This is a genomic window from Xenorhabdus sp. NBAII XenSa04 (assembly GCF_963866145.1).
Classification (GTDB): domain Bacteria; phylum Pseudomonadota; class Gammaproteobacteria; order Enterobacterales; family Enterobacteriaceae; genus Xenorhabdus; species Xenorhabdus indica.
In genome coordinates, this window is record NZ_CAWMEB010000268.1 from 32,333 (window position 1) to 59,037 (window position 26,705).

The 26,705-nt window shown below is 40.7% G+C and carries 21 protein-coding genes and 1 pseudogene; 5 read left to right on the top strand and 17 right to left on the bottom strand.

Translation table 11 applies throughout. The features are described 5' to 3' along the window. Nucleotides 1–171: 171 nt before the first annotated feature. The 10 genes and pseudogenes from ubiB to otnI all read right to left on the bottom strand — a co-directional run bounded on the left by ubiB (nucleotide 172) and on the right by otnI (nucleotide 10,503). Complete coding sequence (ubiB, locus tag AAC147_RS10025) at nucleotides 172–1,800, bottom strand: ubiquinone biosynthesis regulatory protein kinase UbiB (protein WP_047680569.1); 1,629 nt, start codon at nucleotides 1,798–1,800, stop codon at nucleotides 172–174. Next, nucleotides 1,787–2,440, bottom strand: coding sequence for a ubiquinone biosynthesis protein UbiJ (gene ubiJ / locus AAC147_RS10030; protein WP_047680572.1), 654 nt, complete (start codon nucleotides 2,438–2,440; stop codon nucleotides 1,787–1,789). Before ubiJ ends, ubiB begins: the two co-directional genes overlap by 14 nt. Nucleotide 2,441: 1 nt before the next feature. Further along, nucleotides 2,442–3,197: a bifunctional demethylmenaquinone methyltransferase/2-methoxy-6-polyprenyl-1,4-benzoquinol methylase UbiE gene (gene ubiE, locus AAC147_RS10035; RefSeq protein ID WP_047680575.1), complete on the bottom strand. Its 756-nt coding sequence runs from the start codon at nucleotides 3,195–3,197 to the stop codon at nucleotides 2,442–2,444. A gap of 73 nt (nucleotides 3,198–3,270) precedes the next feature. Continuing rightward, complete coding sequence (gene rmuC, locus AAC147_RS10040) at nucleotides 3,271–4,626, bottom strand: DNA recombination protein RmuC (protein WP_081988988.1); 1,356 nt, start codon at nucleotides 4,624–4,626, stop codon at nucleotides 3,271–3,273. A 129-nt stretch (nucleotides 4,627–4,755) separates the two neighbouring features. Continuing rightward, nucleotides 4,756–5,286 (bottom strand): DedA family protein, encoded by a 531-nt coding sequence (locus AAC147_RS10045; protein ID WP_047680578.1) that lies wholly within the window; start codon nucleotides 5,284–5,286, stop codon nucleotides 4,756–4,758. 107 nt (nucleotides 5,287–5,393) lie between these two features. After that, the gene (locus tag AAC147_RS10050) at nucleotides 5,394–6,176 is read right to left on the bottom strand and encodes a tyrosine-protein phosphatase (protein WP_047680580.1); all 783 of its coding nucleotides are present in this window, start codon (nucleotides 6,174–6,176) and stop codon (nucleotides 5,394–5,396) included. 185 nt (nucleotides 6,177–6,361) lie between these two features. After that, the gene (udp, locus tag AAC147_RS10055) at nucleotides 6,362–7,117 is read right to left on the bottom strand and encodes a uridine phosphorylase (RefSeq protein ID WP_047680582.1); all 756 of its coding nucleotides are present in this window, start codon (nucleotides 7,115–7,117) and stop codon (nucleotides 6,362–6,364) included. Nucleotides 7,118–7,359: 242 nt separating this feature from the next. Then, nucleotides 7,360–8,739 carry a GntP family permease gene (locus AAC147_RS10060; protein WP_047680584.1) on the bottom strand — a complete coding sequence of 460 codons (1,380 nt, stop codon included), beginning with the start codon at nucleotides 8,737–8,739 and terminating at the stop codon, nucleotides 7,360–7,362. Nucleotides 8,740–8,909: 170 nt separating this feature from the next. Beyond that, nucleotides 8,910–9,785: pseudogene (locus AAC147_RS10065) on the bottom strand (GntP family permease); the annotation flags it as partial. Beyond that, nucleotides 9,721–10,503 carry a 2-oxo-tetronate isomerase gene (otnI, locus tag AAC147_RS10070; RefSeq protein WP_047680589.1) on the bottom strand — a complete coding sequence of 261 codons (783 nt, stop codon included), beginning with the start codon at nucleotides 10,501–10,503 and terminating at the stop codon, nucleotides 9,721–9,723. The gene otnI and the pseudogene AAC147_RS10065, both read right to left, overlap by 65 nt. 701 nt (nucleotides 10,504–11,204) lie before the next feature. On the opposite strand from otnI, the gene AAC147_RS10075 reads away from it, so the two are divergent. Next, a complete protein-coding gene (locus AAC147_RS10075; RefSeq protein WP_231571380.1) occupies nucleotides 11,205–11,369 on the top strand; it encodes a YidB family protein in 165 nt (54 codons plus the stop codon). A gap of 53 nt (nucleotides 11,370–11,422) precedes the next feature. Here AAC147_RS10075 and metE read toward each other — a convergent pair whose 3' ends face one another. Then, a complete protein-coding gene (gene metE, locus AAC147_RS10080) occupies nucleotides 11,423–13,711 on the bottom strand; it encodes a 5-methyltetrahydropteroyltriglutamate--homocysteine S-methyltransferase (RefSeq protein ID WP_047680592.1) in 2,289 nt (762 codons plus the stop codon). Nucleotides 13,712–13,818: 107 nt separating this feature from the next. On the opposite strand from metE, the gene metR reads away from it, so the two are divergent. Continuing rightward, nucleotides 13,819–14,775, top strand: coding sequence for an HTH-type transcriptional regulator MetR (gene metR, locus AAC147_RS10085; RefSeq protein ID WP_072032498.1), 957 nt, complete (start codon nucleotides 13,819–13,821; stop codon nucleotides 14,773–14,775). On the opposite strand, the gene AAC147_RS10090 is transcribed toward metR, so the two are convergent. From AAC147_RS10090 to AAC147_RS10100, 3 genes are all read right to left on the bottom strand, one after another. After that, nucleotides 14,660–15,559, bottom strand: a complete 900-nt coding sequence (locus tag AAC147_RS10090; RefSeq protein WP_047680595.1) for a carboxylate/amino acid/amine transporter — start codon at nucleotides 15,557–15,559, stop codon at nucleotides 14,660–14,662. The two genes, metR and AAC147_RS10090, sit on opposite strands and share 116 nt — an antisense overlap. A 3-nt stretch (nucleotides 15,560–15,562) precedes the next feature. Beyond that, a complete protein-coding gene (locus AAC147_RS10095; RefSeq protein ID WP_047680598.1) occupies nucleotides 15,563–17,212 on the bottom strand; it encodes a Na+/H+ antiporter in 1,650 nt (549 codons plus the stop codon). A gap of 273 nt (nucleotides 17,213–17,485) precedes the next feature. Further along, the gene (locus AAC147_RS10100) at nucleotides 17,486–18,832 is read right to left on the bottom strand and encodes an NCS2 family permease (protein WP_047680600.1); all 1,347 of its coding nucleotides are present in this window, start codon (nucleotides 18,830–18,832) and stop codon (nucleotides 17,486–17,488) included. Between the two features lie 429 nt (nucleotides 18,833–19,261). Here AAC147_RS10100 and AAC147_RS10105 point away from each other — a divergent pair, with 429 nt between their 5' ends. Next, nucleotides 19,262–20,602 carry an MATE family efflux transporter gene (locus AAC147_RS10105; RefSeq protein ID WP_047680603.1) on the top strand — a complete coding sequence of 447 codons (1,341 nt, stop codon included), beginning with the start codon at nucleotides 19,262–19,264 and terminating at the stop codon, nucleotides 20,600–20,602. A 91-nt stretch (nucleotides 20,603–20,693) separates the two neighbouring features. On the opposite strand, the gene AAC147_RS10110 is transcribed toward AAC147_RS10105, so the two are convergent. The 3 genes from AAC147_RS10110 to AAC147_RS10120 are packed head-to-tail and all read right to left on the bottom strand — an operon-like array spanning nucleotide 20,694 to nucleotide 22,413. Next, nucleotides 20,694–21,362 (bottom strand): DUF799 domain-containing protein, encoded by a 669-nt coding sequence (locus tag AAC147_RS10110; protein WP_047680625.1) that lies wholly within the window; start codon nucleotides 21,360–21,362, stop codon nucleotides 20,694–20,696. Continuing rightward, entirely contained in the window at nucleotides 21,362–21,718 is a 357-nt protein-coding gene (locus AAC147_RS10115; RefSeq protein ID WP_047680606.1) for a DUF4810 domain-containing protein, read from the bottom strand. Before AAC147_RS10115 ends, AAC147_RS10110 begins: the two co-directional genes overlap by 1 nt. A gap of 23 nt (nucleotides 21,719–21,741) precedes the next feature. After that, complete coding sequence (locus tag AAC147_RS10120; RefSeq protein ID WP_047680608.1) at nucleotides 21,742–22,413, bottom strand: CsgG/HfaB family protein; 672 nt, start codon at nucleotides 22,411–22,413, stop codon at nucleotides 21,742–21,744. A 1,146-nt stretch (nucleotides 22,414–23,559) separates the two neighbouring features. Between AAC147_RS10120 and AAC147_RS10125 the strand changes: the two genes are divergently transcribed. Continuing rightward, entirely contained in the window at nucleotides 23,560–24,885 is a 1,326-nt protein-coding gene (locus AAC147_RS10125; protein WP_047680611.1) for an amino acid permease, read from the top strand. An 878-nt stretch (nucleotides 24,886–25,763) separates the two neighbouring features. Continuing rightward, on the top strand, nucleotides 25,764–26,327 hold the full coding sequence (locus tag AAC147_RS10130; RefSeq protein ID WP_047680614.1) for a tyrosine-type DNA invertase: 564 nt from the start codon (nucleotides 25,764–25,766) through the stop codon (nucleotides 26,325–26,327). Nucleotides 26,328–26,705: the final 378 nt, after the last annotated feature.

The window sequence follows — 26,705 nt, forward strand, 5'->3', positions numbered from 1 at the left end:
TATACCCTTCATCTTTCAGATTGTAGTTTTGTTGACTACATCTTGAAATCTATCTCAGATACATATCATTAATATTTTCATTATAAACTACGAACTTTATGTTCGAAAATACCGCAACCATACCAAAAGCTACAGCAACCTCTTTTTACTTATTTTCTTTCCTGTAAATGGCTACTTAAGTTTAAACCAGCCCAGTATCCACGATATTATTCCCGCGCCCATCAATCCCCATGATAAATGAGTCAGGTTAGTAATAAAAAATAAACCACCACAGATAAACAATGTTGCACCAATCCCCAGTAAGTAAAGAGATTTTCGATGATTATTCTGTTGCTGTTTTAACTGTTGTGATATTTGGTCAATACTCGTTTGCAACCGCTTATGTTGTTGCAATGTGCCATAAATCAGTTCAGGAAGTTCTGGTAATTTTTCCGCCCAATAGGGTGCTTTTTCTTTAAACGCACGCATAATAGCTGGAAAACCAACTTGATCATGTAGCCAATCTTCCAGAAACGGCTTTGCCGTTTTCCATAAATCAAGCTGAGGATAGAGCTGGCGTCCTAACCCTTCGACATACAACAGTGTTTTTTGTAGCAGGACTAACTGAGGTTGCACTGCCATATTAAAACGACGGGCTGTATTGAAGAGGTTCAACAACACATGACCAAATGAAATATCTGCAAGTGGTTTTTCAAAAATAGGCTCACATACCGTTCTGATAGCAAACTCAAAATCTTCCACATTGGTATCTGCCGGAACCCAGCCTGAATCCACATGGAGCTCTGCTACCTTTCGATAATCTCGATTAAAGAAAGCAATAAAGTTTTCTGCCAGATAACGTTTATCGTCTTTGTTCAGAGAACCAACAATACCGTAATCAATACCTATATAAGTGGGATCCTCTGGTCGTTCATAGCTGACAAAGATATTGCCCGGATGCATATCTGCATGAAAAAAACTGTCACGAAATACCTGAGTAAAAAATATCTGAACACCACGCTCAGCAAGTAACTTCATATCGGTATTTTGCGCTTCCAAGGACGCGACATCAGACACAGGAATACCATAAATCCGCTCCATGACCAGGACATTCTCCCGACAATAATCAGGATAAACTTCCGGTACATAAAGCATGGGGCTATCTTCAAAATTGCGCCGCAGTTGAATAGCATTTGCAGCTTCACGCAATAGATTCAACTCATCAAGCAGCGTTTTTTCATACTCACGAACCACTTCAAGTGGACGAAGACGACGACCATCAGGCAACAAAGGGACTAAATTTGCCAAACGATACATTAACCGTACATCCGCCTTTATCACGGGCAAAATATCAGGGCGGATCACTTTAATAACGATCTCTTTTCCATTCTCTTTAAGCCGTGCAGTATGCACCTGTGCAATGGAAGCAGAAGCCAGAGGATGCAGATCAAAATCTTCAAACCACGTTTCCAGGCTTCCCCCCAATGCCGTCTCAATAGATTTGCGGGCAATGGTTCCATCAAAAGAAATGACACGATCTTGAAGTAAAGAGAGCTGATCAGCAATAGCGGAAGGAAACAAATCCCGTCGGGTAGAAAGCATTTGACCAAGCTTAATCCATACCGGGCCAAGCTCTTGCAGTGCTAAGCGTAAGCGCTCACCAAGTGGTTTATCCTTATGTCGATTAGGCAGCCAAAACAGGAAATAACGCCCAAAACGCAACGGCCATGTCAGTCGGATCTTCGGGATTAACTCATCCAGTCCATAGGTAAGAAAAACCTTAATGATAAAATAGAGACGTTTTATTTCACTGGGAGTCATATTTCTCCTCCATTGCTGCCAGACGTTTTTCCATGTCAGACAGTTTATTGGCAACAGCATTAACTTCTTCACTGAAATAAGCCAATTCCAAAGCACTGGGGGCTATTCTCCACTCTTCCGTCAATGATTCTGTCAGGTAAGTTTTTTGCTTTGTGATGGTATTACGGACAAAACTAATGCTGTTTTTCATTACCCGGTTGATACCTTCTGCCACAATATCACCGACATAAGGTGAAAGGTAATGGGCAGGATCCCATTCCAGCATATCCAGCAAGGCCGACCACTGCTGAATAACCTGCATATCCCCTTCAATGACAATTTCACCACTATTAATCAGAGATGAAAGATATTGACGATCCCGTAGCTTAAGCAATGCTGGTAATGTCGTTTTCATCGAACAATCCACAGTTCCTGACCATTGGCTTAAAACATCTAACTGTCTTTCATTAAAAACCAATACCAATGGCGTCTCAATTTCTTTCAGTTCGATAGAAAGAATTTTGCCCGCTAATCGCATACGGGCTGATTTCAATATGGTTTCTCGGTACAACAGATGATTCAGCGTTGTTTCCAGAAAAGCAGTCAGCACCGGAAACAACACCGTAGAATTCACACTGTGACTTAATGAGGGAGTTTCCATTTCAGAACTTAAACCCTTTATGCAATGCAACAATTCCCCCCGTCATATTGTTATAAGAAACTTGATCAAAGCCAGCCGCTTCCATCATGGCTTTTAATGTTTCCTGATCGGGATGCATACGAATGGATTCTGTCAGATAACGGTAACTCTCCCCATCCTTAACAACCGCCTGACCAATACGTGGCAGAATGTGGAACGAATAGATATCATAAACTTTACTCAACGGTGCCAGCACAGGTTTGGAAAATTCCAGTACTAATAACCGTCCGCCAGGTTTCAGGACACGGTACATAGAACGCAGGGCTTTGTCTTTATCCGTGACATTACGCAGGCCGAATGAAATAGTAATGCAGTCAAAATAGTTATCCGCAAATGGTAATTCTTCAGCATTAGCCTGAACATAGCTGACATTGCCGACTATGCCGTTATCGCGCAGTTTTTCCCGCCCGACTTTCAGCATAGAATCGTTGATGTCTGCCAGAACAACTTCTCCCTTCTCTCCTACAAGTCGGGAAAATTTCGCGGTCAGATCCCCTGTTCCCCCTGCCAGATCAAGGACTCTATGACCACGGCGTACACCACTTGTATCAATAGTGAAACGCTTCCAGATACGATGAATGCCAAACGACATCAAATCATTCATCAAATCGTATTTTGATGCGACAGAGTGAAATACCTCCGCCACCATATCTTTTTTCTCTTCTTTGGCTACGGTACGGAAACCAAAATGAGTGGTTTCTTTCGATTGATCTGCCATGTTATTTGTCCGCTTTTCATTCAAAAAATTATAGCAAGTGTACCAGCCTTTCCGGTAAAACCCTATTCAGACTTTACTCATTAACCAATAAAGATTGGAAAGATTTATCAATAACCTGTGAGTCGATAGGGCGTTTAATATCCACCCCTAAATCACGAAATCCTTCGGCCTGTTTAATCAGATTCCCCCTTCCTTCTGTCAGCTTTTTCATTGCCAAATGGTAACTCGCCTGTGCTTTGCTGAGGTTTTGTCCTAAGCCCTGCATATCATCCACAAACAATCGCATTTTGTCATACATTCTGGCCGCTTTTTCTGCAATCAAACGTGCATTCTGGCTTTGATATTCATAGCGCCAAAGGTTATTAATAGTGCGAACAGCCACCAGAAGTGTGGAGGGGCTAACCAGCATAATATTATGCTTCAGTGCCTCATCGAGTATTTCAGGAGTCTGATTAAGTGCCACCAGATAAGCGGGCTCTACAGGGATAAACATCAAGACATAATCCAGTGAACGCACTCCCGGTAATTGTTGATAATTTTTACGGCTAAGTCCCCGGATATGACCTCTTATGGAGTTTATATGCTCCTGTAATGCCTGTATTTGCTCTGTTTCATCATTGCTATTGAAATAACGTTCATAAGCAATCAATGACATTTTGGCATCAATAATGACATCTTTTCCCTGTGGTAAGTGCACAATCACATCAGGCTGAAAACGATCACTATTTTCTGTTTTAATGTTAACCTGTGTATGAAACTCATGTCCTTCACGTAAACCGGATGCCTCCAAAACCCGTGTCAAGACCATTTCTCCCCAATTACCCTGCATTTTGTTATCCCCTTTCAGAGCTTTTGTCAGATTAATCGCCTCTTTTGCCATCTGGGCATTAAGCTGCTGAAGGTTACGGATTTCATGGGTCAGTGTATGGCGTTCACGGGCTTCCTGTCCGAAACTGTCTTGCACCTGACGACGGAACCCTTCTAATTGTTCACGGAAAGGCATCAACAGGTCATTGAGACTTTGGCGACTGTACTCATCAGTACGACGTCGATTTTGTTCAAAAATACGATTAGCGAGATTTTCAAACTGGGTATTCAGACGCTGTTCACTATTAATCAAGAGACGTTGTTTCTCTTCCGCAGCCAGTCTGCTTTCTTCAAGCCGAGTACTCAATTCACGCAACTCGGCTTCCTGTACGCTATTGATTTCACGCTGAGTAAGCAATTCCTGATTTAACTGTTCACATTCAGTACGCCAATAATGGGATTGCTCTAATTTTTCATAGCTAACCGCAAGCTGGCTATGTAATTCACGCAATTCATTTTCTTTGTATTGAATACGTTGGTGAACAGAAAACCAGACAACCCCCCCTCCGCCTAATAATCCACTTAAGCCACCAATTAACATGTATAACCAATGGATATCCACCTATACACCCCCGCTAACTTTACCCCAACCACTTTACTTTAATGTAAGTTAAATAGAGGCTGTATAGATGTCCAGATTATTCACCGGATTTCTTTCAGTTTGCAAAGCTGTTTGCAAAGCGGCTCGCAATTAACCCATCCACTCTGCTAACCAATGTATTCCAAAAGCTCCCGGAGCTAAAATACCAAATGCCCAAATCAGCGCAGAAGCGAAATTAGCAAGCTGGAAATGGCGTTTTGGCATCGCACAAATGCCTGCCACCAATGGGATTGCCGCTCTTAAAGGGCCAAAAAAACGGCCAATGAAAACGCCCCACACCCCCCAGCGTTCAAAAAATTGATGACCACGAATTAATGTTTGCGGATGGCGTGAAAGTGGCCACATTTTGCCGACATTTTCCTTGAAATGGTAACCAAACAGATAAGAAACCCAATCACCGAAAAAGGCTCCTGCGGCAGCCGCTACCCATATCGGCCAAAAATTTAATCCACTTTCACCAATCAGAACTCCTAGCCCTAATAAGATGATTGTGGCTGGCAATAACAGAGAAATGAATGCCAGAGATTCCCCAAAAGCGAGCAAGAAAATAATGGGGATCGCCCAGGTTTCATGATTTCTTACAAAATTGGTGATGACTTCGATGACTTCATGCAAACTCACATTAATCTTTCCTGTGTTAATCTTTAGGATTTCAGGTTAGCAGTAAATGGATTAACTGATGCTAACCGACTATTCTTATTCAAAAAATATTTACGCCTAAAAGAAATTTATTCGAGGAAATAACGTTGCAATTTTTCACGCGCTGCAATATTGAGTCCAATGTCTTTTTCCAGCCAGATATCCACACTACCATAGTGTTCATTAATGCTGTTCAGTGCAGTCATCAAAAATTCTTCCCTGACTGAATACACATAAGCCAGTTTTTCAACCACACTATCACTCATCACTTTCGCATGTTCATTCAATAGATGTTCGCGATGCGGTGCCAGAGTAATATTTGTCACCAAATAGTCTTCTATCACTGTATTCAGATCTGCCCCCAGAGCAAACAATACCAGAGCAGAGCCGACACCTGTTCTGTCTTTACCCACAGCACAATGTTGTACAATTCCACCTTTCTCTGGCTGTAACAATAGATTAGCTAATGTCTTATAGGCAGAATTATTAATTGGTAACAATTGATATAGGCGCAGCATAAAATCTTTCGCATCAAACTGTTCCAACGCTTCATGACTCAGCCTCTCCAGATTAGCATCAACTTCTTTGGAAAGCGGGTTAGCCGGAGCATGATGGTAATTCGCTCCACGCCACACCTGATCTGGTCTGTCCTCAATTTCACTGCTATCACGATAATCAATGATCTGGAAAAGATTTTGCTCCATCAAAAAAGCCTGATCGCTATCAGTCAACATGTCCAGAGAGCCTGAACGAAATAACAGACCTGACTTAATCTTAGAACCATTGTTCAGTGTCTTGTTGCCTAAATCACGGAAGTTGATCCCGCCATTCAAAGGAAGTAATGAGGGATGAGATAGTAATGTTGTGGTCATAATCACTCTTTCTTATTAAAGTGCACGTTATTGGAACAGACTGTTATCGCAACAAACTGTCATTGAAATAAGTTGTTATTAACGCAAAATGTTATGACATTATCAGATTTCAGAATGAAATAAAGTGGAGAAAACAGAAAGATTAGGTGATCGGGCCAGAATATTCCGGCCCTTGAATAGAGTGATTACAACAGACGACGAGCCGCATCTACAACAATGCTTAAAACATGACTTTCTGTTTTTTTCAACAATTCAACATCTGGAATTTCCTGCTGAGTACGGTTAACAATCACACCCGCAACCATACCAGCACGCAGCCCCTGACTTGCACACATTGTCAACAAAGTCGCTGATTCCATTTCAAAATTCATCACCCCCATTTCCTGCCACTCTTTCATAGAGCCCTGAAAGCGGCGGACAACACGACCAGAATAGGTATCGTAACGTTCCTGTCCTGGATAAAAAGTATCAGAAGAAGCGGTCACACCGACGTGAGTTGTAGAACCTGATGCTTTTGCTGCTGCATACAGTGCGTTGGTACATTCAAAATCAGCCACAGCCGGGAACTCCATCGGAGCAAAATGCAGGCTGGCCCCATCCAGACGAACGGCGGCAGTGGTCACTAACACATCACCTATATTAATATTCTTTTGGATCGCTCCGGTTGTACCAATACGTAAGAAAGTGTGTACACCTAATTGCGCCAATTCTTCTACAACAATTGACGTTGATGGACCACCAATACCAGTAGAGCAGACAACAACTGGCTTACCATCAATTTCGGCTCGCCATGTTGTAAATTCACGATGAGAAGCCAGATGAACTGGGTTATTCATCAATCTTGCAATTTTCTCAACACGGTTAGGATCGCCTGGAACAATAGCCAGAGTTGCGCCCTGTAAGTCGTTTTTGGTAATACCTAAATGGAATACATCAGACATATTGGCTCCTCAACAGGAATATTCAAAATCAAAATACAGATGCCTAAATTTAGTGAATACTCTGACATTTTTTTGTGATAAAAGTCACCTTTGATTGATATATGAAAGAAACACATACATTAAATCGTGATTTAAATCACATTTATGTGTGATAAATAATACAGTGAGTATAAAGCCGAAATGGAAATAATATTCGAAGAACAATCACAAAACGCGCTCCTCGCAGAGCGCCGTTGGATCATTTACAAGATTAAGTTAAGAAGCAATATGCCACACAGTCCAATTCCCCATGCGATGGTTGTCGGAATCGACCAGAAGATCACTTGATGCTTCACATCCTTAATACCCATCATCCGGTTAACTACCCAGAAAAAACAGTCATTAAAATAGCTGAAGAACAGTGTTCCCATCATTGCAGCCTGAGCAGCCACTAACATATTAATATCCGGTATCTGTTTAATAACAGGCGCTGAAATAGATGCTGCTGTGATCATTGCCACAGTACCAGAACCTTGAATGATGCGTATTAACGTCGCAATGATAAATGGGATTAAGACAGGAGTTATTGGCAGGCTGGCTATATATTGTGCCAGTATTGTGCCGGTTGAACCTTCATTTAATACAGCTCCCAGCGCTCCTCCTGCACCTGACACTAATAAAATAATACCCACAGTTTGTAACCCGGTTTCCAAATGTTCAATCACCTCTTGTTTACTGACATTTGGCATAAGCTTATAAACCGCCAGCAAGACACTGATTGCCAGAGCGATAATCGGTGATCCAAGAAAATTAAAAATCTGAAAATAAAAATGGTTTTCTTTGCCGATAAACAGAGCCGTTTTCAACAATAATCCATTCACAACATTAATGAAAATCAACACGATAGGCACAACAATAGGCAGAAGAGAAATAAATAAGCCTGGTAATGGCATGTTCGATTTCTCTTCCATATAGCTTTGATGAATGTGCCGCAGATTTTCTTCCGTTTCAACAAGCTGATATTCAGGATATTTAATCTCTAGCCATTTGGCATAGCAGGTAATACCGATAACGCATGGGATAGCCAGTATCATGCCCACCAGCATCACTTTACCTACGCTTACTCCGAATATTCCGGCCACACCAAGCGGCCCCGGTGTTGGTGGAACAATATGGTGAGTTACCACCAGCCCTCCGGCTAATGCTATTCCTAACGTCAATACATTTCGTTTGCCTTTCTTCGCCAATGCTTTCACCAGAGGATAGAGGATCACAAAAGCCGAATTAACAAATATAGGAATACTGACGATATAACCCGTGATTGCCAGCGCCCATTCTTCGCGCTTTTTACCTAACCATTTGATCAGGCTATAGGCAATTTGTTCAGTTGCACCAGAGGCTTCCAATATCCTCCCCATCATGCTTCCCAATCCGATCACAATACCAATACTACCCAATGTCGAGCCAAACCCTTTCGCGATAACTTCAACAACATTGCTCATGGTTAAACCGCCGGATATTCCTGCGATAACCGCAGCAATCAACATGGCAAGAAGTACATGAATACGAGTACGTAAGACCAGAAAAATCAGCGTAAATACCGCCACTCCCAATCCAATAATTGGAATGTAAAACTCCACCATAAAACCCCGTTTCAATATCTGTATTATTGGCGATAAATGTGCATGGTATGTCAGTCAAAGTTCTTGTTACAAGCTGTAACAAAACCTGTAGTCTCAATTAAAGTAATGAGGATTTATTTGGAATATACAGAATAAAGAAAAGCGCCCTTTACAGAGCGCATTACGATGACTTACATGACGAGATTAAGTAACAATACACCACACAGCCCAATTCCCCACGCAATTGTTGTCGGAATTGACCAGACAATCATCTGTTGTTTTGCATCTTTAATACCCATCATCCGGTTAACCATCCAGAATAAACTATCGTTGAAGTAGCCGAAGAATAGTGACCCCACCGTTGCAGCCAAAGCTGCTGCCAACATATTAATATCCGGTATCTGATTGATTATAGGTGCTGAAATGGAAGCTGCTGTAACCATAGCTACTGTGCCAGAACCTTGAATCAAACGCACCAATGTCGCAATGATGAATGGAATCAAAATTGGCGTTATCGGTAAGCTTGCAATAAGCCCCGCTAGTATAGTTCCTGTTCCACTTTCATGTAATACTGCTCCCAAAGCGCCACCAGCACCAGTAACCAACAGAATAATACCTGCCATCTTTAAGCCATTTTCCAGATGTTCAATTACCTCATGCTTATTAGCTTTGGGCATTAGCGTATAAATCGCCAATAATACACTAATTGCCAAGGCAATAATTGGCTCACCAAGAAAATCAAGAAAATCAAGAAAATCAAGAAATTGAAAATAGAAATAATTTTCCCTTCTAAGCAATAAATCAAATTCCAATAACAATCCATTAACTGATTTGATAAAAATCAGGAAGAGTGGTACAGCAATAGGCAATAGGGAAAGAAATAAACTTGGTAATGATTTATTGGATTTTTCTTCCATGTAGTTCTGATGAATTTTTTTTAAATTTTCCAAATTTACTTCTTCATCAACAAATTGGTATTCAGGATATTTAATTGCCAGCCATTTAGCATAAAAAGTGATTCCCATGACACATGGAATAGCCAGTATCATACCCCGCAGGGTGATACTCACACCCAAACCATCCTTGATAACCCATTTCATCCAATCTCTTGAACAACCAAAAGTAATTAATTTCACCAATATCGGGTTCATGACGTCCTGGTACTGAAGCAATCTGTATATGCCTAAATTTTCCCCACAAGCGCTCTATAGTTCGCAACAAATCTCCTTCCATAATCTGGCAATGGTAAAGATCCAACTGAATAAAAACATTTTTACGTCCAATAGCTTTTAACAACGTTTCAGCTTGTTGCTGTGTTGTCAAAAAATAGTCGGGTATATCACGAGTATTTATTGGTTCGATTAAGACATTAATACCATATTTATACATAACGTCCGCTGCATATTGGATATTTGTGATATAACATTCATACTGTTGTTCCAGCTTAGACCGCCCATCTAACTTACCAGCCATCGCATGAACTTGCTTACAATCCAACGCCAAAGCGTATTTCAAAGCTTCATGCGCCTCATCAGCAAACTCTTTTTCACGTCCAGGCAAACAAGCAACCCCTCTGTCACCGGCTTCCCAAATTCCCGCAGGCATATTAAACAAAACCTGTGTAAGTTGATATCTCTTCAATAATGCAGAGAGCTCTTCGGTTGATTCATAGTAAGGGAATAAATATTCCACACCTTTGAAGCCCGCATCCGATGCTTTTTCAAAACGCTCCATGAAAGGGACTTCATTAAACATCATACTCAAATTTGCTGCAAATTTAGCCATTATTGTTCCTACTCTTAGCAACAAGGTTACAACCTACTTCACTGACTATTTATCATCTCATCCATGAAATATCTCCTGAGCATGTTTAAAAAAATCTACCTCTCCAAAATTTCCTGATTTAAGTACCAGCCAACAATCGCTCTAATGGTCATGATTTCTCTCTGATAAAGTTATCTCCTTGGATATGTTCATCATGGCTCTACCTCTATTTTTTTATAGTTAATTATTAATATTCCTTTCGCTAGTACACTTCTGATGTTTCTTTTTATTTCTATTCTCTTGAGTTGAAAACAAATTATTAAATATAAATCAAAAAAATATTCGTATATTTATAATGACTATGCGATCCATCTTGCCATCGCTCTAGTTCTATAATCTCTATTTTTTATTTAGCTATTTATGAAGTTCCCTGGTGTTATGGCTATTTATTGCTCTTTTATATTCACATAGATAATTTCACAAAAAAACGATGGATATCACATTCAAGGTTTATTATTTACAAGAAAAAAAACACACAACAAATTGAATTTAAATATTTTTTAAACAACAAATATAAAAAAACATTTCACACACTCATGTGACTAGCATAAACAAAAATTCTCAATCATCTAATACTCTCCCCCCAAATAAGCTGAGCCGGGGGAAAAACCAACAAATTCAACATATGGTAGACTGGGTTGAAGGTCAGGAAGGGCCAGAGATTGGCAGAAAAAGTGAGTATCGATCCCGATGAAGCTTCGTCATTAATTTCACAACATTTGCCTAACCTGGTTGATGAGGTCACCCCAAATGGTGAAGTTCCAGAAAATTCGGATCTAAAGTCCGTAGGAATGGATTTGTTAAAAAATAAGTTCTTAAGTAAATAAACTCGCCCACCACACTTATTTAGTGTGGTGGGCAACATATTGTTCAAATTAATTTAGTTGCTTACTGAATCACGCAGACGTTTTGCCGCTTCAACCATGTTCGCCAGTGACTGACGGGTTTCTGTCCAACCCCTGGTTTTTAAACCACAATCCGGGTTAACCCATAAGCGTTCAACAGGAATGCGCTCGGCCGCTTTGCGCAATAAAGCTTCAATCCATTCAACACTCGGCACATTAGGTGAGTGAATATCATACACACCAGGCCCAATCTCATTCGGATATGAGAAATCTTCAAATGAATCCAGCAATTCCATATCTGAGCGGGAGGTTTCAATAGTAATGACATCTGCATCCAACGCTGCAATGGAAGGCATAATGTCATTAAACTCGCAATAACACATATGCGTATGGATCTGTGTATCATCTTTCGCCACTGCTGCACTCAGTTTAAAGGCATCCACCGCCCAATCCAGATATTCCTGCCACTCTTCTCTACGCAGCGGTAAGCCTTCACGTAATGCAGGTTCATCAATTTGAATAATGCCGATACCTGCTTTCTGCAAATCATCCACTTCATCACGCAAGGCCAGTGCAATCTGTTTAGCAATAGCTTCCCGGCTGATATCTTCCCTTGGGAATGACCAACAAAGAATAGTCACCGGCCCTGTTAACATGCCTTTTACTGGTTTGTCAGTCAGAGATTGTGCATATGTTGCCCAATCGACCGTAATCGCTTCTGGACGGCTGATATCTCCGATAATTACTGGTGGTTTTACACAACGGGAACCATAGCTTTGTACCCAACCATTTTGAGTAAAGACATAACCATCAAAATGTTCACCGAAATATTCCACCATGTCATTACGTTCAGCTTCACCATGCACCAGTACATCTAATCCCAATCGTTCCTGTTCATTGATCGCCTGCTTAATGTGCTCACTAATGTTGATGCGATAATGATTACCATCAACACGGCCTTTCTTGAAATCTAAACGTAAGCCACGGATCTCTGTTGTTTGTGGGAAAGAACCGATGGTTGTTGTCGGCCACAAAGGTAATTTGTACCGTTGGCGCTGAAGCTTAGCACGCTCCGAATAAACCTGATTGCGCTCGCTGTCTTGTGGCTGGATCTTAGCAAGACGTTCAGCCACAGCCGGGTTGTTCACTCTTGTGGAACTGCGACGGGCACGAATTGGAGCACTGTAACTATCCAATTTATTCAATTCAGTCTGTTTACTGGCTTCAGGTGCATTCAGTGCCTGAGACAATAGAGATAACTCGGTACATTTCTGTAGTGCAAAAGCAAACCAGCTTTTAACTTCTTCATCCAATCCGGTTTCATCATTCAAATCAATCGGACTGTGCAACAATGAACAAGAAGTACCAACCCAGATATCTCGTTTACCCACCAACGGTGCAATAAGTTCATATTTCGCACTCAAATCTGCCCGCCAGACATTGCGTCCATTAATGACCCCTAACGAAAGCAGCCATGATCCCGGTAAAGATCTTTCCAATTCATTGAGAGAGTCCCGCCCTGCCACCAAATCAACGTGCAAACCTTGTACCGGCAGTGCCTTAATGGTTTCCAGATTATGGCTGATGCTATCGAAATACGTTGTCAGCAATAACTTAACCTGTCCCTGAAGTGCTTGATAAGCTGTCGGGAAGGCTGCCAGCCAATCTTCGGGTAGTTCCAGCACCAACGCTGGTTCATCGATCTGTACCCATTCGATACCACGTTTTGCGAGTTCAGCCAGAATTTGCTGATATACCGGCAGAATATCCTCCAGCAGAGAGAGGCGATCAAAAGCTTTTCCTTTCACCTTTCCAAGCCATAAGTAAGTCACCGGACCCAACAAAACAGGTTTCACTTTATGCCCCAACGCTAATGCTTCATCAACTTCATCCAGTAATTGAGGCCATCCGAGCCTGAACTCCTGTCCCTGCTGAAATTCGGGCACAATATAATGATAATTAGTATTAAACCATTTGGTCATTTCTGATGCAGCAGCCGGAGTACCTGTTGGAGCCCGACCACGAGCAATACGGAATAGTGTATCTAAATCAATGTTTCCATCTTTATTTTGATGGCGAGGAGGTACATTCCCTAACAGCAAACTGGTCGTCAACACTTGGTCATACCAAGCAAAATCACCAACAGGAACGAAATCCACCCCTGCCTCTTTTTGCTGTTGCCAGTGACGTGCACGTAATTCACTTCCTGTTTCCAGCAATTCTTGTTGAGAAATTTTACCTGCCCAATAGTTTTCTTGTGCTTTTTTTAGCTCTCTTTTCAAGCCGATACGTGGAAAACCTAATGTATGATTCAAAACTGTCATGTCGTCACCCGCAAATTTTAGCCGTCTAGATGTTTACACTTCTATAATCAACAGGTAATGTATAAACCACAAGCGCAAATTATTCATAATCAACTTGAAGGTTTTTCATGATCGAGATAAAACACTTAAAAACACTGCAAGCATTAAATCACTGTGGTTCGTTGGCAGCAGCAGCAAATCATCTGCATCAAACACAATCGGCTCTTTCACACCAATTCAGTGAACTAGAGCATCGGCTAGGATATAAGCTTTTCATTCGTAAAAGTCAGCCCCTGAAACTGACTCATCAAGGTGAAGTACTGTTAAGATTGGCAGAACAAATTTTGCCTATGATCACGGCCTCCCTGCACGAGTGCAATGAGCCGCAAGAAACTAACTTGCGCATTGCCATTGAATGTCATAGCTGTATTCAGTGGCTCACTCCTGCACTTAAGCGTTTTAGGGAAAGCTGGCCGCAGGTCAATGTGGATTTTAAATCCGGGGTAACCTTTGATCCACAGCCGGCGCTGCAACAAAGAGAGCTGGATATTGTACTGACATCCGACATTATTTCAGACAGTAAACTGCACTATACGCCGTTGTTTGACTATGAAGTGAAACTGGTGGTTGCACCAGATCATCCATTGGCTAATCAGCGTGATATCCAGCCACAGGATCTCTCCCCCGAAACCTTGCTGATTTATCCGGTTCAACGGCAACGTTTTGATATCTGGAGACGTTTTCTTGAACCCGCAAATGTCACCCCAACCTTGAAAACCGTCGATAACACGCTATTACTCATTCAAATGGTGGCCGCCCGTTTAGGTATTGCAGCATTGCCTCACTGGGCGGTAGAAACATTCGAAAGGCAAGGATTAGTTGTCACTCAGACGTTGGGAGAAGGGCTATGGAGCCGATTGTACGCAGCCTGCCGTAAAGGGGAGCAACGCCAACCGGCTATTGATACATTTATTCGTTCTGCGCGTCAGCACGCCGTGGATAATTTGCCGTTTGTGAAGCGGGTCTCAATATCCAACGGTGATGCACCCAAAGCGACGCAACAATCAGGCTGCCTCCAATGGTAAAGCCCAACCAATTTGGATGCTGCTGCCAAATAACAAAATTGACCAATAACCCCGCCGGAACCAGCATATTATTCATAATCGCCAGTGTTCCGGCATCCACTTGGGTTGCACCATAATTCCACATAAAGTAGCCAATACCGGAAGCCCCTGCTCCTAACCAGATCAGAACCCCCCATTGTAATTGGGTTGTCGGTAGTTTCTGTGGATCACCAAACATTAACCAACCGATAATGGCAATGACACAAGCACCTAAATAGAACCACGAAAATGCGATTCTCTGTGGTATCGGATGCACTTCCATCAAACGCTTATAACCAACCTGACCAATGGCAAAGAAAATATTTGCCAATTGCACCAGCATTAAACCAATCCAGAAGGATTCACTTAACTGGTCATAACGAATAATCGCAGCTCCCGCTACAGCCAATAACGAGCTGAGCGCATAGCCCCAACGCAGCCGTTGACGCCCCATCAAATCATATATCAATGTGACATACAGCGGAGTCATGACCGTAAACAGCAAAAATTCCGCTACTGTCAAATAGTGGTAAGCATGAAATACAAACAAATACATCACACCTAACTGACAAGCTCCTACTGCCATATACAGCGCAATGACTTTCAGTGATAACCCACGCCAACGCAGAAAGGGTAAAAATACCAGAGCAGCTAACACGACCCTGACAAGAACAGAAAACCAGCTATCAACCTGACCGGCGAGATAAGCACCAATCAGGCTGAATGACGCAGCCCACAAAAGTGTTGTAATTGTTAATAGCCACATATTTTATTGAGATTTACCTACCAACAGCGCTTCAAGCAAATCAAGGTCATGCAGGAGCGACTGTAGCGTTTCATTACTAATCTTACGAGTTGCACGCAAGTGATATAGCTCCCCTCTCTCAGCCCGCAACGCTGTCAAGCGGAAACGCCGTTCCAAATCTTCAACCAACAAGCTGTGTTCTCCTTCATCAGTCCCAGTAGTACGGCGTCGCAAATAACCAGTGACTCTGGAAGCGACTTCACTAATCACTTCAGCATCCAGTTTTTCTTCAGTGCTGGCAGACAGACGTTCTTCCATTTTATTCATACTGACAATCGCAACTTCAGCCATCGCTGCTTTCGCCATTCTGATTTCATTGAGATCAGACTGCTTGTCTCCCACTTTCATGCCTCTTAGCAATAATGGAAGAGCAATAACGCCAACAAACAGAGAGAACAGAATCACACCTGCGGCAATAAAGATCAACTGATAACGAGCAGGGAATGGATCGCCATCCGGCAGGAAAAGAGGTACGGATAAAGCACCAGCCAGAGTAATTGCCCCACGGACACCAGCAAACGAAGCCAGCCACAATTCACGGGTAGTGTAAGTCGAAAATTCCAGCGGTTTTTTCTTCATCAATATCTTGCTGGTATTTTTCATCAACCATAGCCAGCAGAATCGTAGCAGTAACAACGCCGCATAAATGATGCCTACCGCAGCGAACAACATCCAGGTTTCAACATGCGGATCAAGTTCCGCCTGGGCAACAGATGTCTCCCAAATCCCCGGCAACTGTAAGCCCAACATGATGAATACCAGACCGTTGAACACAAATGCCAACATTCCCCATACGTTATCAGCACGTAAACGCATATCCAAAGGCGCATTGCGGATCACTCCCGCCGTACTGATAGTCATACCCGCAGCAACTGCGGCCAGAATACCGGAGAAACCAATATGTTCAGCAATCATGTAAGAGGCAAATGGTAACAACATCATAAACATGATTTGAGTGGCAGGATCATCACCACTCCAGCGACTCATCAAACGCAGTGATTTACTGTACAACCAGGTGACAGCAATACCTGATGCCAAGCCGCCAATAGCCACTTTAAAAAATTCGAATGTTGCGCCCGTGACGGTAAATGCCATTGTCCCCATAGCAATTGCCACAGCAAATTTCAGAGCAACCAGACCGGAAGCATCATTCATCAATGCTTCACCTTCCAGTACACTCATCATATTTTTAGGAATTCCCCCTTTCCCAACAATCGAAGATAATGCAACTGCATCAGTTGGTGACAACACTGCGGCCAGAGCAAAAGCCGCAATAAGCGGAATACTCGGCAGTAACCAGTAAATCAAATAACCAATACCGACAACTGTCACCAGAACCAATACTAAAACCAGAATAACTATTTCACGCCCATGTTGAAAAAATTCTCTGGTCGGTGTTTTCCAACCATCAACAAATAATAGAGGAGGGATAAGTAAAACGAGGAATAATTCAGGATCGAAAGTAACGTGTAAACCAAAATGAGGCCAGGCCAGCAATGCCCCTATTGCTATTTGCACTATCGGCAAAGGGACACGAAATGGGATCACTTTAGTAAGAACACCAGAAACTGACACCACCAAAATCAAGATCAAGATAGTAAAGAATATTTCCATGTTACCCTTACAAATTGCCAAAAATCCGTCGGTGAAGAGATTGTGACTGTTTTTTTCTTGTAATAACAGCGCTAATAACCCCAAAAATTAAAGTTATTCTGGAAATTTAAAAAACAATCACATTGTGAATCAATGAACAGCAAGTCATTTGTCTATTTTATACTTATCTACGGAATTTTGTCGAAAATTTGACAGGTTTTAAAAATTATCCAATCTGGAAATATACGCGCAAACTTTAATCGTTTGCGCATAATTTTTTGAGCGCCCTTTTAATTAAAGGGCCCAATTGCCAGCATAGAATGCCACCAATGCAATAGCAATAATTACCGTACCGATATTCAGCTTACGCCATTCACCGGAGAAAACACGTCCAATAACCAAAGCACCAAATCCCAGCATAATACCTGTAACAATATTACAAGTCAGAACGATAAATACCGCGCACAGTAATCCTGACATTGCATCGACAAAATCATCAAAATTCAATTTGCGTACGTTACTCAACATCAGCAACCCGACATACATTAAAGCAGGCGCTGTCGCATATGAAGGAACCAGATATGATAATGGAGAAAGGAATAATATCAGCAGAAATAGGATACCAACAACCGCTGCGGTTAACCCTGTTTTTCCTCCTGCTGCGGTTCCTGCGGCAGATTCAATATAAACGGCAGCAGGAGAAGAGCCAATTGCTCCGGCGAAAATACTACTGACCGAATCGGCTGTCAGCGCCTTACCACCATTAATAATCTGCCCCCTTTTATCCAGCAGATTGGCCTGCCCTGCTACAGCCCTGATAGTACCTGTAGCATCGAATATTGCTGTCATCACCAGCGCAAGAACACTGGGTAATACAACAGGCTGTAAAGCTCCCATAATATCCATGCTAAACATCAAAGAAAGCCCGTCTTCCCCCAACGTTGGTAATTTAAAAAATCCTTGATATTTCACTGCGGGATCAAAAATCAATCCAATAATTGAAATAGCGATAATAACCAGCAAAATACCACCGGGGACTTTTTTCCTTTCCAGTCCAATAATCCCCGCTAACCCTAACAAAGTCATTATGACAGGGAAGGCTGTCAACGATCCAAAAGCAACCGGCAACCCCGGCTGGTGATTTTTAATCACCAGTCCAACGCCATTTGCTGCAATAAGCAGCAAAAATAATCCGATGCCGATACCTGTTCCATGCGCTATCCCCATTGGCATATTGCGTAATATCCAGGCGCGAATGCCGGTAACGGAAATGACGGTGAACAGACATCCCATCAGGAAAACAGCACCCAATGCGACAGGAATACTGACCTGCTGTCCTAATACCAGACTGAAAGCAGTAAAGGTCGTCAGTGAGATTGCGCAGCCAATTGCCATCGGTAAATTAACCCATAATCCCATCAATAATGAGCCAATCCCTGTAACCAGACATACAGCAATAAATACTGCGGTATGAGGAAATCCGGCCTGCCCAAGCATACCTGGCACAACAATAACGGAATAAACCATCGCCAAAAATGTTGTTAACCCCGCGAGAATTTCCTGACGTACCGAGCTTCCGCGTTCAGTTATCTTAAAATACTTATCAAGTTTGCATTGAGTTGGTGCCTGCGTGCCAGACATTGTTTATCCCCTGCCAGTATGTTGAACAGCTATCCGATTTTCCTCACCATTTCTTCCCCCTTCTTACCTGACGAAAACGATTACGTTATTTGATAACCTGAAAAACGCTGCAATTATTAATTCAGCCATTCCCACACGCAATCGTTTGGCTTTTGAGTTAAAAAAACGGTGAGATAATTTGAGGCAGAGGATTATCCGGTGAATCGGGGATGAGAATCAAGTCATAATCATGAATTTTGTTGCCAATCTCGATATGGCAGCCTTAAGGAAAAACAAGAAATCAGTGAATATTGATAATAAAAGTTTTTGCTTCACTCTATCGGTGAATAACGCATTTTGTCTACCAATCAACCAGTAAACCAAGTAAAATTATAGATACTTTCTGGATATGTCACACCACAAAAGACCATTCAATTAATAGGTTTTATAATGCATCAATCTGATGTTGCAGATCGTTCGCTTTTTTCACTGAGCTGGCCGATTTTCATCGATATTTTTCTTCATATGGCGACATTGCTAATCAATACATATATGGTCAGCCATATTTCTTCGGCTTATTTAGCTGCTATGGGGGTTGGTAATCATGTTTTTGATCTATTCATTACGATCTTTAATTTTATTAGTGTTGGTTGCAGCGTTGTAATTGCACAATATCTCGGCTCAGGAAAAAGAGATAAAGCCAGTCAGGCGATCCATATTTCCATCGCTTTTAATTTTGTGTTGGGTTTTAGTTGTGCTTTGGTGACGATTTTCTTCGGCTATAAAATCCTACACATCATGAATCTGCCAGAAAACCTGATGGAGGATGGATTTGCTTATCTGCACATTTTAGGTATCTGCCTGATACCAGAAGCAATTTCAATTATTCTGGCTGCCTGTCTGCGAGTTTATGGTAAATCAAAATCTGCCATGTATGTCACCCTGGTTGCCAATCTGTTGACAATTATCGGTAATATGATTGTCCTGTACGGATTCTTTGGCCTACCTAAATATGGGCTGGAAGGTGTAGCATGGTCTACAGTATTTGGTCGTACGGTTGCGGTTATTCTTCTCTGCGGATTATTATTTTATGGCTTAAGAATCAAACTGATCCCAAAGTTGCTGATATGCTGGTCAAAGAATATACTTGGCAAAATCCTGCATATCGGTTTACCAGCTGCCGGTGAAAACCTGGTGTGGATATTACAATATATGACCGCACAAGCTTTTATCGGTTTGATGGGTGAAACTTCTCTGGCTGCACAGACGCTGTATTTTCAATTATCACTGTTTATCATGTTGTTTGGTATCGCCACCAGTATCGGTAATGAAATTATGGTCGGCCATCTTGTCGGAGCAAAACGTTTTGAAGATGCTTATATCCGTGGGATAAAGAGTCTGAAAATCGGCGTTGTTGTCACAATTGGCGTCGTATTGTTTTTCTGGATTTTCCGGGAACCGCTCCTTGTCCTGATGACAGAAGATCAAAATATCATTGAGCTTCTGCTGCCTTTATTCCTGCTATCTGTCTTCCTGGAGCCGGGGCGTACTTTTAATATCGTCATGGTCAATGCCCTGCGTGCTTCCGGTGATGCCAGATTCCCGCTTTGTACTGCTCTGCTCTTCATGTGGGGTATTTCTATCCCTGTTGGCTATTTTCTGGGAATTACCATGGGGATGGGGATCCTGGGGATTTGGATTGGCTTTTTCTGCGATGAATGGATACGAGGTCTGGTAAACGCCTGGCGCTGGAAATCTAAGAAATGGCAAACCAAACGATTAGATGTTTAATCGTGTTTAACTGCAAAACATGGTTATAAAAATTAGTTATAAAAATGACAGTAAAAAAATGCCGCAGACAATAACTGCGGCATTTTTAAAATTATTCTAGTTTTTCTTTCCGATAATGTTTTGAACGCGGCCCATACAGCAGGTGGCCATAATGATATCCTCCCGCACTCAACAGACGATTGCTGGTGATGCCTGCAATATCGTGGCCTCTATCCATCACCGTATTTGCAATTTGCTCAATAGCCGCAGACACTAACATACCAATAATTCCACCACCGCCATTGTTACGATTTTCTGCGGTGGAAGCTGTTGCTACACCGCTCCACACTTGTTTACCAGTCCTTAGATCAACCAATCGAGCTTTTGCTGTCACGCGGGTATCACTGCTAATGATATGATATTGTGTACCATATTCTGTGACATCCAGATAAAGTGCTGCATCCGCGCCAAAAATATCATGTAATTTTTTATAGCTGATATTATGAATATCCTGCGCATCTGCTGCACCATTCTGCCGGAATGTCTCTTCGACAACCGCGACAGGAAAAACATAATATCCTGATTCCGCCAACGGATAAGTGACCTGAGAAACCACGCTGCCAGCCGCCTTGACATCCACGGACTTATTCACAGCAGGCAGAACCAGTATCGATTTAGGATCACTTTCCTTCAACGCACTATAATCGTAAGGTGTCTGCTTGGCACATCCTGTCAATACCAGCAATAATAAAGCGCTGACTGCACCCCAAAGATGGTTCATCATTTCACTCCCTTATTTTTATTCAGCAGAAAATCCATATACTGTGCGGATTCAGGAAATAATTTCTTTTCTATTTCAAACTGCTGAAAGGCTTCCTCAATATTGCCTGTTTTGCTATAGAGCAACCCCATTTGAGCGTGCAGCCCAGGAGGAACGGGTTTGTCTTTAGCTCTGGCTTGTTCAATGACTTTTTGCAATGCCTGGATCTGTTCTTGTGGTCCGGTCTTATCTTGTTGGTAATATTGGTAAACCGTTGGCTGGTAATCACCCCATTCATAAATGGTTTTAGGTGCATGCACACACCCGACCAATAATAGTATGCCCGGCAGCATCCCCATCTTTTTTATCAAAAACATTAAAAAATCTTCCCTATGTATTATTAGTTCACTGGCTTCCATGCGCCACTTTCAATACCAGACACAAGGTCATTGACAGCTTCACGGATAGCCAAATCCAACACCTTGCCATTCAGAGTAGAGTCATAACCGGATGCACCACCGAAACCAATAATTTCGCGGCTGGATAATTTATATTCCCCGGCTCCTGCTGAAGAAAAAACAACTTCAGACGTTTCAACATTCACAACATTCAACATCACTTTTGCATAAGCAATCTGTGATTTGCCACGCCCCAAAATACCCCATAACTGATGGTCACCGACTTCCTTGCGACCGAATTCAGTGACTGCACCAGTGATCACATAATTAGCTCCCTTCAGCTTCTGCGCTTTGCCTTGTAACCCGGCCTCTGTTTTCAATTCAGCCATGTTAGTACGCTCCAGCACATTAAAACGACCAGTTTGCTGTAAGTGTGTCACCAGAATAGTTTTTGATTGGTTACCCAAACGATCGATACCATCAGAGAAAATGCCATTTTGGTAGCTTGAACGATTTTCAAATTTACCTACCGCAATAGGGCTACGAATTCCTTTGTAAGTGGTGTTATATGAAGAAACTTTTTGCACCTGAAGAGTCGATGACGACTCCGTCGCACATCCGCTCAACATGAATGAAGCGAAACAAAGTGAAGCTAAAGTGAGTTTATTTTTCATTATTAGGTCTTCCTGAGAGTTTTTTTGGTTATCCCATCGTCTTATAAGTTTTATTATAGGGAAAGTCTATGTAAATACAACACCACCATATCATCCGTGTGTTCTGTTACTATAGTTAAACACCCATTACCTATACTTCCGATAACCCATTTAATTACAACCATATTCCGTCTGTTAAGATATGAAAGGTAATCCACCTCCCTTATTTAGGGTTAGAATAATAGATATTCTAATATTATTTTAGAATGCAAATTTCGATATTATATATAAGCAGGAAATCTGTAAATTAAAATAATAAAAGAGATTATAATTTAAATGACAATACAGAAACACCATATCACCATTTCCGGCTCATCCCATATAAAGTTTATCCTGTTCTGCCAAACCTTTCTCAAGAGCATCTGTATACCAAAAGGAATTAAAGCAGTAATAATATGCCCTGCTTTCCTGCCACTCTGATGTAATTTATCGGCATCATTAACTGTTTATCTAAAAACCATCCTACATATTAGGTGAATCTAAGCGTAATGAATTAGCCTGTATTTATTAAAATATAAAATAAAAAAGATATAATTAAGTCATTATTTATAATCATGTATTAAACTATTTTTATCCAATAGACTATTTACAAATTTATAGTTATAAATTAATTAAACTCAAGAAAAATATACAAATGAATAAATACACTATATGACCATACAGATGGCCATTAAAACGGATTGCTTTTTATCCATTCCTGACAATAACCACAAGAAAAAACTAGATTAATATTCTAAATTACATCATAATGTAAACAATAAAAAGGATTTAATACTGACAGGGTGTTTTGAGCAAGTATGAGTGTAGTGAATCACATCGCTTTTCTCTCCAATTGTTTCAATATTACGAACAACCACAACGCCCTGGCATAAAGAGAGAATAACAAATCTCAATTTTTTCTTTATGTAAAATAATTCTCTAAAAAGTCATATTAAACGGAGTCTTTAGGAAAATTTTCCTCATAAAATTCTTTAATATCAATACCCGACAATTCATTTTTTGAACAAATTTTATAAAAAAAATCGTTCTTTGGTGTTTATGTGATACGTTTTTCTCTGTGCTTATTCAACACCTATTACAGCACCAAAGATGTAAGCGAGAGCTATTATGAAAACAGCAACAAAAAGTAATGATGTCATGTCCCACGTTTCTTTGGCTGCTAAACGAGCTAATATGACGGAAGCAGAATGGAAACAAGCCATAAAATTTGATGGCATAGACATGGGATGGGTCATCATGAGTATCGGCATGGCAATCGGTGCTGGTATTGTTTTCCTTCCGGTACAAGTCGGTTTAATGGGATTATGGGTCTTCCTGCTCTCTTCGGTTATTGGCTATCCTGCCATGTATCTTTTTCAACGCCTATTCATCAATACACTTGCTGAATCACCTGAATGTAAGGATTACCCTAGCGTAATCAGCGGCTATCTCGGTAAAAATTGGGGCGTTTTTTTAGGTGTGCTCTACTTTATTATGCTGGTGATCTGGATGTTTGTTTACTCCACTGCGATTACCAACGATAGTGCCTCATATCTGCAAACCTTTGGTATTACTGACGAATTATTATCCGAAAACCCTTTTTATGGTTTAGCCTTGATCTGTATTCTGGTGATGATCTCATCCCGCAGTGAACGATTATTATTTAAACTGTCCAGTCTGATGGTGCTGATAAAACTATTTGTTGTTGCTGCATTGGGGTTTTCCATGATCGGCATGTGGCATCTGTGCAATATCGGCGCATTACCTCCTTTCTCCATGCTGATAAAAAAAGCTATTATCACTCTCCCTTTTACACTCACATCCATCTTGTTTATCCAGACACTAAGCCCGATGGTTATTTCTTATCGCAATCATGAAAAAAATCGTGAAGTTGCCCGTTATAAGGCACTGCGGGCTATGAATGTCGCCTTTGGTATTCTGTTCTGTACAGTATTTTTCTATGCTGTTTCTTTTACGCTGGCAATGGGACATGACGAGGCGGTCAAAGCTTATGAACAGAATATTTCGGCGCTAGCGATTGCTGCACAATTTTTCCCCGGAGGTTGGGTCATTTTAGTCAGTGTTATGCTCAATGTCTTCGCTGTCATGACTGCTTTCTTTGGTGTCTACCTCGGTTTTCGAGAAGCCAGTCAGGGAATAGCCATGAATATTCTCAGCCGCTTAATACCAACAGCAAAAATCAATGAAAAATGGGTGCAAAAAGGCATCATTGCATTCGCTATTTTATTAGCATGGGGAGCGATTATTCTGAATGTACCGGTTTTAAGTTTCACATCTATCTGTAGTCCGATATTTGGTATTGTCGGCTGCCTTATTCCTGCTTATCTGGTTTACAAAGTTCCCAACCTCTATCATCACAAAGGAGTATCACTAATCTTGATTATCTTCACAGGGATCTTGCTATGTATCTCTCCTTTTCTGGCCTTTTCCTGATGAGATAAAAACCAGCCGCGAGATGGCTTATCATTAAGATTTACTTACGCTACAGACTTTTCTATTGCGGAAGGTCTGTAAGTGCTCAAAGCACCTCCCAAAAGCACATAGTGCAATCAATAATTATAGAAATGATGAAATATTTATTAATTAATCATAATTAATATTTATTTAATAAATCATTACAGCTCAAATAAAAATAGGAAGCGTTACATTTAATTATAATTAGTAAGAGAATAGTATCATTTTAAATGATAACATAAATTTACAATTTACTTATTCATGTTAATTCGGTTATTTTAAATACTGTCACATCTCCATTAATTTACACTAAAGAAGTCTACTAATTTTAAATCACTTCAATATTCAAAATAAAATCCTGCATATACAAAAAATTCAAAATTTATATCTGAATGATAATGAACACAACTCTTTAAGTAGATATTTTGCATACAAAAAAGTACATATTTCACTCTAATTAGATAAATCATTTACTTTTTACAGTAAATGCAGTAAAAAGACGAAATCATTACACCATAAAAGGACAATATAAGAATAAAAAACTAAAAATAAAATTCAGCCAGATGTTTAGTAGCAAAATTTAATCAATCAGTATTCCTTGTGGAATTCTTTCTATGATTAGCCCATTCTATTCACGAGGGTTACATAACAAATATTTACACTATTTAAATAAATATTTTCATTAAAACAATGATGAGCAGAAGCAGCAAATTTTTTCATTTCCTGTTTTCTAATTATATTAACCTGGTATTTATCCAATTATGTTCAAAAGCTCTGATAGCTTGTTGTATTCGATTAGTTTAAATAGCTCCGTTATTTACAGCTAATCTATCTGATGTAATAGGAATGATAATTTCATGAAGCAACGCAAATTTTTAACCCGATATGAAATAGATGCAATTTTGGCAGAAACAAGACAAGGACGTCATGCTGAACGAGATTATTGCATGCTATTGATGTGTTTTATTCATGGGTTTAGAGTCAGTGAGCTGTGTAATTTATGTTTATCTGATCTCGATTTAAATTCAGCAATTATTCATATAAGACGTTTAAAAGGTGGTCTATCAACAACACATCCTTTGATCCCAGAAGAAATTGAAGCGCTCAAAAGATGGCTGGATGTACGTCAAAAATGGCGGGAAGCTGATTCACCATGGGTATTTCTTTCCCAAAAATCGGGGGCTGTTTCACGACAACAAGTTTATGGGCTACTGAAACGTTATGGAAAAAAGGCCGCAGTCAGCGTTTCTCCGCATCCCCATATGTTGAGGCACGCCTGTGGCTATGCACTTGCAGATCTCGGGCGCGATACTCGTTTAATTCAAGATTATCTTGGACATCGCAACATTTCACATACCGTGATTTATACAGCCAGTAATGTAAAACGCTTTTCCAAAATTTGGGAGACACACTCTAAATAAATTTTTATTTATTTTTCTTGTTTTCACTAACATAACCTGTTATCGCAACAATCTCCACTGCTCCTCTTGTGGAGATTGCAAGTAAACAGAATAGACAACTTCGTTGTAACGTAAATATGATTCTTGACGTATGATAAGTTCTATTTATATTTATTGTTTTATGTTTGTTAAATTACTACTTTATTTCTTTTATAAAAACTTAAGTTCCAGGATTCACATATATAATATATATTTGTATTTAAATATGATCAGCAAATTTATGCCAATATCCAATAGAGTTCAAATCAAATTGAGATGGCACTTTCAGGCACATCGCTGAGCGTATCACTAAGGTGAATGAGTTAAGCCAACAAAGAGGTAACTTAAAAAATGAAGGGA

Bases quoted from the DNA above. Each gene is read 5' to 3' on its own strand.
- metR (WP_072032498.1), top strand. From the start codon at position 13,819: ATGATCGAGATAAAACACTTAAAAACACTGCAAGCATTAAATCACTGT.
- AAC147_RS10100 (WP_047680600.1), bottom strand. From the start codon at position 18,832: ATGTCTGGCACGCAGGCACCAACTCAATGCAAACTTGATAAGTATTTT.
- AAC147_RS10130 (WP_047680614.1), top strand. From the start codon at position 25,764: ATGAAGCAACGCAAATTTTTAACCCGATATGAAATAGATGCAATTTTG.
- AAC147_RS10095 (WP_047680598.1), bottom strand. From the start codon at position 17,212: ATGGAAATATTCTTTACTATCTTGATCTTGATTTTGGTGGTGTCAGTT.
- ubiJ (WP_047680572.1), bottom strand. From the start codon at position 2,440: ATGGAAACTCCCTCATTAAGTCACAGTGTGAATTCTACGGTGTTGTTT.
- AAC147_RS10060 (WP_047680584.1), bottom strand. From the start codon at position 8,739: ATGGTGGAGTTTTACATTCCAATTATTGGATTGGGAGTGGCGGTATTT.
- AAC147_RS10105 (WP_047680603.1), top strand. From the start codon at position 19,262: ATGCATCAATCTGATGTTGCAGATCGTTCGCTTTTTTCACTGAGCTGG.
- AAC147_RS10125 (WP_047680611.1), top strand. From the start codon at position 23,560: ATGAAAACAGCAACAAAAAGTAATGATGTCATGTCCCACGTTTCTTTG.
- AAC147_RS10110 (WP_047680625.1), bottom strand. From the start codon at position 21,362: ATGAACCATCTTTGGGGTGCAGTCAGCGCTTTATTATTGCTGGTATTG.
- ubiB (WP_047680569.1), bottom strand. From the start codon at position 1,800: ATGACTCCCAGTGAAATAAAACGTCTCTATTTTATCATTAAGGTTTTT.
- AAC147_RS10115 (WP_047680606.1), bottom strand. From the start codon at position 21,718: ATGTTTTTGATAAAAAAGATGGGGATGCTGCCGGGCATACTATTATTG.
- ubiE (WP_047680575.1), bottom strand. From the start codon at position 3,197: ATGGCAGATCAATCGAAAGAAACCACTCATTTTGGTTTCCGTACCGTA.
- otnI (WP_047680589.1), bottom strand. From the start codon at position 10,503: ATGGCTAAATTTGCAGCAAATTTGAGTATGATGTTTAATGAAGTCCCT.
- AAC147_RS10050 (WP_047680580.1), bottom strand. From the start codon at position 6,176: ATGACCACAACATTACTATCTCATCCCTCATTACTTCCTTTGAATGGC.
- AAC147_RS10090 (WP_047680595.1), bottom strand. From the start codon at position 15,559: ATGTGGCTATTAACAATTACAACACTTTTGTGGGCTGCGTCATTCAGC.
- AAC147_RS10120 (WP_047680608.1), bottom strand. From the start codon at position 22,413: ATGAAAAATAAACTCACTTTAGCTTCACTTTGTTTCGCTTCATTCATG.
- udp (WP_047680582.1), bottom strand. From the start codon at position 7,117: ATGTCTGATGTATTCCATTTAGGTATTACCAAAAACGACTTACAGGGC.
- metE (WP_047680592.1), bottom strand. From the start codon at position 13,711: ATGACAGTTTTGAATCATACATTAGGTTTTCCACGTATCGGCTTGAAA.